This window comes from Nonomuraea sp. NPDC049784, assembly GCF_040659615.1.
GTDB lineage: Bacteria > Actinomycetota > Actinomycetes > Streptosporangiales > Streptosporangiaceae > Nonomuraea.
This window is the reverse complement of record NZ_JBFAMX010000326.1, coordinates 1-11,079: the sequence shown is the minus strand read 5'-3', so window position 1 is coordinate 11,079 and position 11,079 is coordinate 1. Positions and strand designations below refer to the sequence as shown.

The 11,079-nt window shown below is 67.5% G+C and carries 11 protein-coding genes; 7 read left to right on the top strand and 4 right to left on the bottom strand.

Features of this window, described 5'->3' with window-relative positions; genetic code table 11:
- The 3 genes from AB0J09_RS40975 to AB0J09_RS40965 form a co-directional block, all read left to right on the top strand.
- A partial coding sequence (locus tag AB0J09_RS40975) for a hypothetical protein (RefSeq protein ID WP_360703414.1) occupies nucleotides 1-2,235 on the top strand: 2,235 nt, incomplete at its 5' end.
- A 110-nt stretch (nucleotides 2,236-2,345) separates the two neighbouring features.
- On the top strand, nucleotides 2,346-3,524 hold the full coding sequence (locus tag AB0J09_RS40970; protein WP_360703411.1) for a DUF418 domain-containing protein: 1,179 nt from the start codon (nucleotides 2,346-2,348) through the stop codon (nucleotides 3,522-3,524).
- Nucleotides 3,525-3,576: 52 nt separating this feature from the next.
- Complete coding sequence (locus AB0J09_RS40965) at nucleotides 3,577-4,161, top strand: GNAT family N-acetyltransferase (protein ID WP_360703408.1); 585 nt, start codon at nucleotides 3,577-3,579, stop codon at nucleotides 4,159-4,161.
- Nucleotides 4,162-4,211: 50 nt separating this feature from the next.
- On the opposite strand, the gene AB0J09_RS40960 is transcribed toward AB0J09_RS40965, so the two are convergent.
- Nucleotides 4,212-4,652, bottom strand: a complete 441-nt coding sequence (locus tag AB0J09_RS40960; protein WP_360703405.1) for an ATP-binding protein — start codon at nucleotides 4,650-4,652, stop codon at nucleotides 4,212-4,214.
- Between AB0J09_RS40960 and AB0J09_RS40955 the strand changes: the two genes are divergently transcribed.
- Nucleotides 4,628-5,674: a helix-turn-helix transcriptional regulator gene (locus AB0J09_RS40955; RefSeq protein ID WP_360703402.1), complete on the top strand. Its 1,047-nt coding sequence runs from the start codon at nucleotides 4,628-4,630 to the stop codon at nucleotides 5,672-5,674. The genes AB0J09_RS40960 and AB0J09_RS40955 overlap by 25 nt on opposite strands.
- Nucleotides 5,664-5,876 carry a DUF397 domain-containing protein gene (locus tag AB0J09_RS40950; RefSeq protein ID WP_360703399.1) on the top strand — a complete coding sequence of 71 codons (213 nt, stop codon included), beginning with the start codon at nucleotides 5,664-5,666 and terminating at the stop codon, nucleotides 5,874-5,876. Before AB0J09_RS40955 ends, AB0J09_RS40950 begins: the two co-directional genes overlap by 11 nt.
- Nucleotides 5,877-5,942: 66 nt before the next feature.
- Here the strand turns inward: AB0J09_RS40950 and AB0J09_RS40945 are convergent, their stop codons facing one another.
- From AB0J09_RS40945 to AB0J09_RS40935, 3 genes are all read right to left on the bottom strand, one after another.
- Nucleotides 5,943-7,331, bottom strand: a complete 1,389-nt coding sequence (locus AB0J09_RS40945; RefSeq protein WP_360703396.1) for a xylan 1,4-beta-xylosidase — start codon at nucleotides 7,329-7,331, stop codon at nucleotides 5,943-5,945.
- A 150-nt stretch (nucleotides 7,332-7,481) separates the two neighbouring features.
- On the bottom strand, nucleotides 7,482-8,231 hold the full coding sequence (locus AB0J09_RS40940) for an SDR family NAD(P)-dependent oxidoreductase (protein ID WP_360703393.1): 750 nt from the start codon (nucleotides 8,229-8,231) through the stop codon (nucleotides 7,482-7,484).
- A 55-nt stretch (nucleotides 8,232-8,286) separates the two neighbouring features.
- On the bottom strand, nucleotides 8,287-9,315 hold the full coding sequence (locus tag AB0J09_RS40935) for a phosphotransferase family protein (protein WP_360703390.1): 1,029 nt from the start codon (nucleotides 9,313-9,315) through the stop codon (nucleotides 8,287-8,289).
- Nucleotides 9,316-9,472: 157 nt separating this feature from the next.
- On the opposite strand from AB0J09_RS40935, the gene AB0J09_RS40930 reads away from it, so the two are divergent.
- Together AB0J09_RS40930 and AB0J09_RS40925 are read left to right on the top strand one after the other, a co-directional pair.
- Entirely contained in the window at nucleotides 9,473-10,555 is a 1,083-nt protein-coding gene (locus tag AB0J09_RS40930; RefSeq protein ID WP_360703387.1) for a GNAT family N-acetyltransferase, read from the top strand.
- Nucleotides 10,552-11,079: DegT/DnrJ/EryC1/StrS family aminotransferase (locus tag AB0J09_RS40925; RefSeq protein ID WP_360703384.1), on the top strand; the 528-nt coding region annotated here is incomplete at its 3' end. The genes AB0J09_RS40930 and AB0J09_RS40925, both read left to right, overlap by 4 nt.

Here is an 11,079-nt window from a genome sequence, read left to right as displayed (position 1 = left end):
CCGCAGGCCGCACCCCAGCAAGCCACACCTCAGGAAGCCGCACCCCAGCAGACCGCCCCTCAGCCGGCCCCGGACAAGCCGCGCACGCTGGGCGGTCGCATAGGCGCGCTGGTCGCCAGTGCGCCCACGTGGCTGCCTGCGCTGCTGGTCCTCGAGGGCCTGGCCATGTACATCCTCGCCCTCAAGGTCGCCCCGGGCCCGCTGCGGGGCGTGGATCCGAACAACATCGACGGCCTGGGCCTGATTTCGGCGATCCCGACGACGGCGTTCATCGCCATCCTGATCATGATCGTGTCGTTCTTCGTCACGGTCGCCCAGAGCACCGACCGCAAGTTCCTCCTGCTGTTCCAGATCGCCGCCATCACGTTCGCCCTGCACGGCGCCGGAGCCCTGGTGGCTACGGAGCCGCGCTTCCCCACGGCGTACATCCATGCCGGTTTCGTGGAGTTCATCAGCAGGACCGGCGAGTCGGCCATCAGCATCGACGCCCGCATGGGCTGGCCTGGCTTCTTCGCGCTGTTCGCCTTCGTGACGCAGGCCGCCGGGATCACCGACCTGACGACGATCCTGCAGTGGACGCCACTCGTCTCCAACCTGCTCTACCTGCTCCCGTTCGTGCTGATCCTGCGCCAGGTCGTGTCGACCACGCGGGCCCGGTGGTTCGCGGCGCTGCTGTTCGTGCTGGTGCAGTGGATCGGGCAGGACTACTTCTCACCGCAGGGCTTCACGTTCGCCTTGTATCTGGCGTTCGTGGCGATCCTGCTCAGATGGTTCGGCCGGGTCGAGCCGCGTGCGAAGCCGATCCCGCCCAAGGGGCTGCGCAAGCTGCTCGGCAAGCTGGACGCGATGACCCCGGGCGAACTCGCCAACACCGGCACGTTCCGGGCCGACAAGCTGCTCATGCTGCTGATGCTGCTGGCGCTGTTCTTCGCGTCGGTGGCCTCGCACCAGATCACGCCGTTCATGATGCTCGGGGTCGTGACCGCGTTCCTGATCTTCAAGCGGACCTCGCTGAGCTGGGCGCTGCCGTTCTTCCTCGGGCTGGTGGTGCTGGCCTGGATCAGTTACATGACGGTGGGCTTCTGGTCCGGACAGATCGGCGCCATCTTCGGCGGCTTCGGCCGGATCCTGCAGAACATCGGCAACAGCACCGGCGACCGGATCGAGGGCAGCGACCCCGCGCACGCGCTGGTGCTGCAGGCGCGGCTCGGCATCCTTGTGGTGATCCTCAGCCTGGCGGCCACGGGGCTGTTCAGGCGGTTCCGGCGCGGGGTGTTCGACCGGTCGGCGCTGATCCTGCTCTGCGTGCCGGTGATGGCGCTGGGGCTGCAGAGCTACGGCGGCGAGATCGGGCTGCGGATCTACATGTTCGCGCTGCCGGGGGCCTGCCTGCTCGCCGCGTACGCGTTCTTCCCCAACCTGCCCGCCGACAGCGCGGACGTGCGCGAGGAGACCGTGCCGCTGCGCAGGCGCAGCGTGCGCTTCAACCCGCAGTTCACCAAGAAGCTCTCCGTCGTGCTCGCGGCGTGCTTCGCGGTGCTGTTCGCGTTCGCGTTCCTGCTGGCCAGGTACGGCAACGAGAAGTTCGAGCGGGTCACCACGGGCGAGGTCGCCGCCCTGCACTACATCTACGAGCACGACAAGCCGAGCGCGAAGGTGCTCTACCTGGTGCCCAAGGAGGGTCCCGAGGTCACCCCGACCCTGCCGTGGGGCGAGAAGGACGTCGAGCTGGTCAACTTCGGCGTGCAGGCCCTCGTGCACAAGGACCCGGCGCAGATCGCGGACGCGGTCGAGGCACTCAAGGAGCAGCCGCGGAACTCGTACCTGATCGTGAGCCGCGGGCAGGTGAGCTACCTGCAGCTCAACGAGGGCTTCCCGGAGGACTGGGGCACGAGGTTCCGCGCGGCGCTGGACGCCTCGCCGGATCTGAAGCGGGTGTTCTCCAACCAGGACGCCGCGCTCTATACCTGGAAGAAGTTCGTCAGAGGCACCGAGATCCCCGATCCTCAGCCGTACAAGGGACGCGGCGACCCCACCTCGCCCTGGACCCCTGTCGGCATCGGCGCACTGGGCGTGACCTGGGTCGCGCTCTTCGCGTACGAGATCATCTGCTTGAACGGCCCGAACCGCGCGCGCAAAACCCGCAAGCGCCTGCTGTTCCTGGCGGTTCCCGCCTTCGCGGTGGCCCTAGCAGTGATCATCGAGAGATTTATATACATCGCGCAAAATAACTGAATTCACAGGAAACACTCAGGTTGTGCGGGATGATGTAACCCGATATGAGGACACAGGAGACACATCCCGCCATGCCCGATGCACGACTCGCGGCCGCGAGAATCGCTTCTGTGGACGCCCTGCGTGGCTTCTCACTCCTGGGCATCCTCGTCGTCAACATCGCCTTCCTGGCCTCCGGCTACCGCATGGCCGGGATGGCGGAGCCCGCGTTCCAGTCCTCGCTGGACTGGAGCGTGCGGTGGATCGTGACGATGCTCGTGGAGAACAAGTTCTACCTGCTGTTCTCCTTCCTGTTCGGGTACAGCTTCACGCTCCAGGTCGACTCCGCGGAGCGGCAGGGGCGGCCGTTCGGGCCGATGTTCCTGCGCCGGCTGGCCGGGCTGCTCCTGATCGGGCTGGCGCACTCCGTGCTGCTGTTCCCCGGGGACATCCTGACGACGTACGCCGCCGTGGGCCTGGCACTGCTGATCTTCCGCAAGATCAAGCCCAAGACGGCGGTGGTGCTGGCGGTGATGCTGACCGCGATGCTGGCGCTCGGCTTCGTGATGCTGGCCCTGCTGGCCATGTTCGGCCTGGACACGGCGGGCACGGTGGCCGACACGGCGACGGAGGCCGCCAAGTCGGACACCGCTCTGGTGGCCTCCGTCTGGCAGATCGTCTCCGAGCACCTCAGGAAGCTGTCGCTGATCATCCTGTTCCGCGTCTTCTTCCAGGGCCCGGCCGTGCTGGCCGCGTGCCTGATCGGTCTCGCGGTCGGCAAGCTGGGCGTCCTGCGCAACATCTCCGCCCACACCAGGACACTACGCACGCTGCAATGGGTGGGGTTCACGATCGGGCTCGGAGGCGCGTTCGTCTACACGCTGTCGGCCTGGCAGGGCGCGATGCACAAGTTCTGGGGCGAGGCCGTGGATCTGGTGACGGCCCCGCTGCTGGCGGCGGCGTACGCGGCGACGTTCCTGCGGCTGCTGCCGTACATGCCGCGCGTCGCGCGGGTGCTGGCGGCGCCCGGCCGCATGGCGCTGTCCAACTATCTGGCGCAGTCGCTGATCTGCTCGCTGATCTTCACCGGGTACGGGCTGGCGCTCGTGGACCGGGTCAGCCCGCTGCTCGAGGTGCTGATGGCGATCGGCATCTTCATCGTCCAGGTCATCTACAGCCATTGGTGGCTCAAGAGCCACCGCTACGGGCCGGTGGAGTGGCTGCTGCGCTTCCTCACGTACTGGCGCAGACCCACCCCCAGCCGCGCGTTCGGGGCGGGCCACTCCTCCACCGCCGCCCTCTCCGAATGATCGGAATCAACTCGGGTGAAGACACCGGCGAGGCTTGGAAGAATGGACCGGTATGCGCCACTGGCCCGTGCTCAACCTGCGCCTGACCACGCCCCGGCTCGAGCTGCGGCTGCCCTCTCTGGATGATCTCGACGAGCTCGCCGACAGGGCTCTGGAAGGCGTTCATGATCCGGACGTGATGCCGTTCGGTGTCCCGTGGACCGACGTCCCCGCCGACGAGCTGCCGGGGAACGTCATCCGCTACCAGCTCGGGATCATCTCGCGGTGGCAGCGCGAACGGTGGTGCTGCAACTTCGTCGTCGTCCACGAGGGCCAAGTGATCGGCACCCAGGATCTGTCCGCGGGCAGCTTCCCGGTCACCCGCGAGGTGAGCACGGGCTCATGGCTGGGCCGCGCCCACCAGGGCAAGGGGCTCGGCACCGAGATGCGCGCCGCCGTGCTCCACCTGGCCTTCACGGGGCTCGGGGCCCAGACGGCCGTCTCCAGCGCGTTCTGGACAACCCCGCCTCGCTGGGCGTCTCCCACAAGCTCGGCTACAAGCCCGACGGGCTGTCGGTCGACGAGGTACGCGGCCGGCGGGCGGTCCAGCAACGCCTGCGCCTCGACCGGGCCGACTTCACCGACCCGGTGCCGGTGAAGATCCACGGTCTGGAGCCGTGCCTGCCGCACTTCGGGCTGGGCTGACGATCACAGAGGCACGCAGCACCAGACCACGCGCTCTTCCCGTTCGGTGAGGTACGTCCCCCACGCCCCGTCGCAGATCGCGGTGATGGTGGCGAGGCCCATGCCGCCGGGCTGCTTCATTCGCGGAATCCAGTCGTTCCAGTCGGCCGGGAGCGGCCGGCATTGCGGCTCCGACCCGGGGTTGCCGGGATCCGTCACGACCAGGCGGACGCAGGACGCGTCCTCGTCCAGACGTAGCCGCACCCAGTCGCGATCGGGGCCCTTGAGTGCGTGTTTGACGGCGTTGGTCACCAGCTCTGAGACGACGAGCTCGATGTCGTACAGCGCGGGATGCGTAGTCCCCAGCCACGTTCTTACGGCAAGTCTGGCGTGTTGAGGCGCGTACGGATCCTGGTGGAGCGTGGCACGCCGGAGTCGCGTTGGAGCTGTCCCGCCTGACCGCATGGAATCACCTCGAAGCGCACAAGATCGGTCGGCGCAGTGAGAATTACATGCGCCTAAAACTCCGTAGCCCTGCACAGCATGGCGCCGTGCGATTACTTTGTGTGCCGGAAGAAGACTCCACTTTCCTCCAACTGCCGCTGATGGTGTGTGTGAGCTTTGTAGGGGCGCCAGAGACAACGGCAAAAGGGCATGATATGACGGTAAACGGGCAAGAACCTCGCCTGCGGGCGCGAGCGGAGTACGGCGCACGAATGCGTAAGTTTCGGACAAGCCATGGCCTGTCGCAGGAACGCCTTGCCGCCGCTCCTGGAGTCACCTACAGCGAGAGCCAAATCGGAGCCGTCGAGCGGGGCAAGCGCACGCCGAGCGAGGCCTTCACGGAGGAAATAGAGCGCGTTCTCGGGCTCAACGGCGAACTGAAGGAACTACTTCCCGATATCCACACGGACCTGGGGCCGGCCTGGTTCAGACCGTGGCCGGGCATCGAGGCCACAGCCCACACCATCCGCACGTCCGAGCCTTTGGTGGTCCCCGGACTTCTCCAGTCGGAGAGATACGCCGAACAGGTTCTCCTCGGCGAGCCCGGCACCACGCGGGATCAGGTGCAGAAAGCCGTCAAGGTCCGGCTCAAGCGGCAGGCCGTGTTCGACCAGCCGAAGCCACCCATGTATTCGACCCTCATCGACGAGAGCGTGCTATATCGGCCTATCGGCGGGGCAGAGGTGATGCGGGAGCAGCTTGCACACCTCCTCACAGCCATGAGACACCCGCGCATCACGGTGCGTATCGTCCCCCTGTCCGCGGGGATGACCACCGGCCTGCTGGGCGCGTTCGAGATCGCACAGGTGGATGGCTCGCCCGACGCCGCTTATCTGGAGAGCGCGCTAACAGGAGAGGTGATCACTCGCACCGACAAGGTCCGCGCCCTTGGCGTGCGATGGGATGCGTTGAGCAGCATGGCGCATCCGGTGAACGTCAGCGAAAAGGTCATTCGCGAGATGATGGAGAGGTATGGAGACTGACAACGAACTGGCCACTGCCGCGTGGCGCAAGGCCAGGGCATCAGGGAGCAACGGCGGCAGCTGCGTCGAAGTCGCGCCACTCAGCGGTGGACGCGTCGCCGTAAGAGATAGCAAGGACCGCAGCGGCCCCGCCCTTGTGTTCACCGCAGCAGAATGGGCCGCCTTCAAGGACGGCATGGACAAGGGCGAATTCAACTTCTAGCCGGAAAAGATGTGGATGAGGGGCTCGATCCGCATTCCGAGCCCCTCACTCATGGAAGCCTGCCTGTCAGGCGCCGCCGCGACCCGACCACTTGATCTCGTACGGCTTCAGCGTCACCTGCCTGCCGTCCACCGTCGCGGAAACGGGCCTGTCCGAGGTGTTCACCATCACCACCTGACGCTCCTGGCCAAGTGCCTTGATCTTGGCGTCCGACGTCGCCACCTGCTCCACGCGCACCCCAGCCGGGAACCACTTCGTGAAGCCGCTGAGCAAGCCGGCCATCGGCATCTCCCCGCCGACCTTCGGCGCCCACAGGCAGCCTGCGCACTCGCCCGCGTCCCGCTGCTGCGGGTTCCAGTAGAGAGCGGTGGTCACGCCGCTCTTGGCGAACTCCATCAGCGCCGCCGCCTGCACCGCCGTGCGCTTCTCCTCCGACCAGCCCGAATTCTCCGGCTCGACGTACCATTCCGCCCACCACACGGGCAGGTCGTGGCTCTTCTGCCGCAGCCACGTCGTGATCGCGCTGAACTTTCCCTGGGCCGCGAAGTCATTGGGGACATTGCCCCGCTCGTTCGTCATGGAGGCTCCGTCCACCACGACGAAATCGGCGCCCTTCTTGTGGTCCAGCCAGTATTCGATCGCGTCCAGGGCCCTCTGGTCGACCGTGCCCCATGGGCCGCTCAGTTCGGACGGGCCGCCTTTCGCGCTGCTCTCGATCGGCACGTACGGGCCACCGACCTGGATGTCCTTGTTCACCTTCTTCAAGGCCGTGTAGACCTTGTTGTACAGCTCGGTATAAGCCTCGGCGTCCCAGCGGTTCGTGCTCGGGTCCCAGAAACCCTTGAACTCGTTCCACACCAGGTAGTGCTTGACCGTCGGATACTGCTTGGCGACCCTGACGGCCAATTTGGCGTAGTCGTCGAAATGTTCGGGCTTCGGCGCGACCGTGTGGTTCTTGCTCCAGTCCGTACGCCCGGCCTGCCCGCCTTTCATCCAGTCGGGCGCGCAGCACAGCGTGATCACCGGCACGGCCCGCGACGACGCCATGAACTTCAGCCGCCGGTCCAGATCGCGGAAGTTGAACTGTCCCGGACTGGGCTCGGGGTTGCCGACGCCCCAGCCCATGATGTGCTGGTTCTGCAGCATCGGGACGCGGCCGAGCACGCCCCTGGCCTGCTCGGCGACCCGGCGCGGCTCGTTGTCGGCGCTGTACTGGGTGTGGGTGACGCCCCAGCGCGGCCAGTTCGCGAGCGCCGGCGGCTGCTCCAGGCGCGGCGCGGGCTCGCTGGGCAGCGTCGTGGCGATCTCGTCGCCCTTGAACACGCTGCGTGACTTGGTGCGCATCGAGGCGTACACCATGATGCCCGCCACCAGGACGACCGCGAGAATGCCCGCTCCCAGGGCGAGCGGCCACGCTGATCGTCGGCGCGCGTGCCGGCCGTCGGTCGGAATCACTGGACGCTCCTCATCCTGGCGCAAATGTACAAGAGCTCAGGAACCGGCGAGGGCTTTCCGAGGCTCTGTGAACATCGGGAACGTACAAGGGCTGGGTGGCCCCAGCCCTAATTACGCTAATCGTCCCGCTTGCAAGCCACTTGCCGTTTATCAGAGCGCGGGTGGGCGCTGGCCGCTGGCTGGGCCCGGCACCCCGGCATAACGGTACGGCACCGGCTGCCTCCCGGGCTGCACGACCAGGAGCGTGCCGGAGGTGTCGGCGTAGAAGGCGGATTCGACGGCGGCGGCCACGTCCTCCGCCGTGAGCAGCGGGAACCCGGCATTGACGAACATCTCCCGCGACTCCGCCACCAGCGGCGTGTCCGTGAAGCCCGGGCAGACGGCGCCGATCCGGATGTTCTGGGCGGCCAGCGGCTCGGCGAGCGCCCTGACCAGGCCGACGACGGCGTGCTTGGTCATGGTGTAGATCGGGTCGCCGGAGAATCCCACGAGGCCGGCCAGCGACGAGGTGGCCACGATGGCGCCCCCGCCGGACCGGACGAGCAGCGGAACACTGGCCCGCACCCCGAACACGACGCCGTCCACGTTCACCCCGACCACCTGGCGGTAGCGCGCCACGTCGAAGTCCGCCAGGTCCACCTGGCCCGAGATGCCCGCGTTGAGATGGACCAGATCGAGCCGGCCGAAGCGCCGCTCGGCCAGCGCCACCGCCTCCAGGGAGGCCTCCTCCTGGCTGACGTCGGCGGCCAGCCAGACACCGCCCAGCTCCTTGGCCAGCCGCTCGACGCCTTCGCCGTCGAGGTCGACGAGGACACATCTGGCACCGCCCGCCGACAGCCGCCGCGCCACTGCGGCGCCGATGCCGCTGGCCGCTCCGGTGATGAGTGCAACAGTGCTCATGGCGCTCCTTGAGGGCTGAGGATCAGGGGTACCCGGGTCAAGCGCCCCCGTACGGTCAGGGCTGGTCGAGCATGCGATGCGCGCGGGAGATCAGCGTGGGCACGGCGGAGCCGATGCGGTCGAATCCCTCCCCAACGGTCTTACCTTGCCGGAACCGGGCGTGGATACCCTCCACGATGACCGCCAGCTTGAAGTTGCCGAAAGCCACATAAAACCCAAGATCCGAAATATCCCGCCCTGACACCTTTGCGTAGTGCGCAGCGAACTCCACCGAGTTCAAGAACCCCGGCGCCACCGTCACATCTCCCGCCACCGGAATCCCCGCCCGCTCCGAATCCCCCCGATCGTGCCAGTACGTCAACGTGAGCCCCAGATCGGCCAGCGGATCCCCCAGCGTGGACATCTCCCAGTCCACCACGGCCGTGATCTCCAGAGAGTCCCCGAGCTTGATCAGCGTGTTGTCCAGCCGATAGTCCCCGTGCACCAGCGTGCTGTCGGACGAGGCGGGCAGCCGCTCTCGCAGCCGCTCCACGAGCCGGTCGTACTCGGGCAGGTCCGCCGTCTTCGACCGCTCCCACTGCTGTCCCCACCGGTCGAGCTGCCTGGCCATGTATCCCTCGGGCCGCCCGAAGTCCCCCAGCCCCACCTCGCGGTAGTCCACCGCGTGGATGGCCGCCAGCACCTCGGCCAGCCGCTCCGACAGCCGCCGCGTCCGCTCCGGCGAAGGCGAACCCAGCTCTTCCCGGGTCCGTACGGCGGCTCCCTCCACGTACCCCATGAGATAGAACGGCGCTCCGATGACCGACTCGTCCCCGCAGAAGGCGACCGGCGAGGGCACCGGGACGGGCGTAGGCGCCAGCGCCGAGATGACCCGCCACTCGCGCCGCATGTCGTGGGCGGTGGGCAGCACGTGACCGAGCGGCGGCCTGCGCAGCACCAGGCGGCGGTCGCGGGCCTCGACCAGATAGGTCAGGTTGGATCTGCCGCCCGAGATCAGCGAGACGGACAGCGGCTCGCCCGCGTCGGGCACGTTCCGGCCCATCCACGCGACCAGAGAGGGCTGGTCAATGCCAGGTACGGTCATGGACCCACATTAGAACGTCACTCGGTCCTGAACACCAGCTGGGAGTTCTGTAACGTTCCGGACCTGCGGTAATGACGCATCTAGTAATAGCCTTTACCCTGACCCTACAGGTCCCCCCTCAATCTCGAAACAGTGGCATGCCAACGGTAGGGAGCCCATGCGCGTCACCCTTGCCCTGCCCCATGAGCTGGGACATTCCGAACTGAGCCAATGGCGGGACCTGCAGGAGGCGGATCCTTCGCTCGACAGCCCCTTCCTGTCGCCGGAATTCACCATCACGGTGGGCGAGCTCCGAAATATCGTGCGAGTCGCCGTTCTTTATGACGGCCCTGACGTCGTGGGTTTCTTCCCTTTCGAGCGACATCCCATGGGCATCGGCAAACCGGTCGCCGCGGGACTGACCGACGCGCAGGGGCTGATCCGCGCCAAGGGCCTCGAGATCGAGCCGCGTAGCCTGCTCAAGGCCTGCGGGCTCGCGGTGTACGAGTTCGACCACCTGGTGTCCGGCCAGCCGCTGCTGAGCGAGCGGCACGAGCGGCACCCGTCGCCGATCATCGACCTGGGCGGCGGCTACGACCGCTACACGGAGGAGCTCAGGAAGCACTCCGGCAAGACGTACAAGTCCACCCTGGCCAAGTCCCGCAAGCTCGAGCGCGAGGCCGGGAAGATGCGCCACGACTACGCCACCACCGACCTGGCGCCCCTCCACACGCTGCTCAGCTGGAAGACCGACCAGTACCGCCGCACGGGGCGCACCGACAGGTTCGCCCACCGCTGGATCGTGGAGCTGGTCGAGCGACTGCTGGCGACCCGGTCGGAGAGCTTCGCCGGGGTGCTGGACATGGTGTACGTGGACGACCGGCCGATGGCCGGGCATTTCGGGCTGCGTACGCGTACGACGCTCGCCGGGTGGTTCCCCGCCTACGATCCCCATTTCGCCAAGTACTCCCCCGGCCTGATCCACCACCTGGCGATGGCCGAGCAGGCCGCGGAGCACGGCATCCAAGTGATCGACATGGGCCGGGGGCAGAAGGAGTACAAGGACAAGCTCAAGACGGGCCAGCTCGAGGTGGCCGAGGGCCGCGTGGCCAGGATCGGCGCGGCGGCGGGCATCCACTGGATGATGCGGGTGCCGGTGCGCAAGACGCGCGCCACGGTGCTGGCCAACCCGTTGCTGCACAAGACCGCCGACAAGGCGCTGAAGACCTACGGGCGGCTCCGTACCGTCCTGCAGGGGTGAGGCTCATCCGGGAGCGGACGGGCCGCCGCTGCCTGCCGCTCCCCTCCAACCGCCTCGGCCTCTACCTGGCATTACGCCACTGGTGCGAGCCGGGGCAGCGCCTGCTCATGTCGCCGATCTCGGCCGACGAGATCCTGTTCCTGGTGCTCGCGGCCGGCCTGCGCCCGGTCATCGCGCCGCTGTCCCCGCGCGACGGCAACATCGACGTCTCCCGGGCCGACCTCGCCGCGGTGGACGCCGTCCTGACGACCAACCTGTACGGCCTCCCCGACGACGCCCCCGGCTTGTCCGGAAAAATCCTGATCGAGGATGTGGCGCACGCCATGGAGACGAGCATCGAGGGCCGGCCGCTGGGCACGTTCGGGCAGGCCGGGGTGTTCAGCCTGTCCAAGCACCCGGGCGCGGGCTCGGGCGGCGTCCTGGCCGTGGGCCGGCGTCGCGGGACGGCTGAGCGCGGCGGCCTGGCGCGGAGTGTGCGACGACCTCGACGCACTGCGCGGGCTGCTCGGCCTGTTCGACCCCGA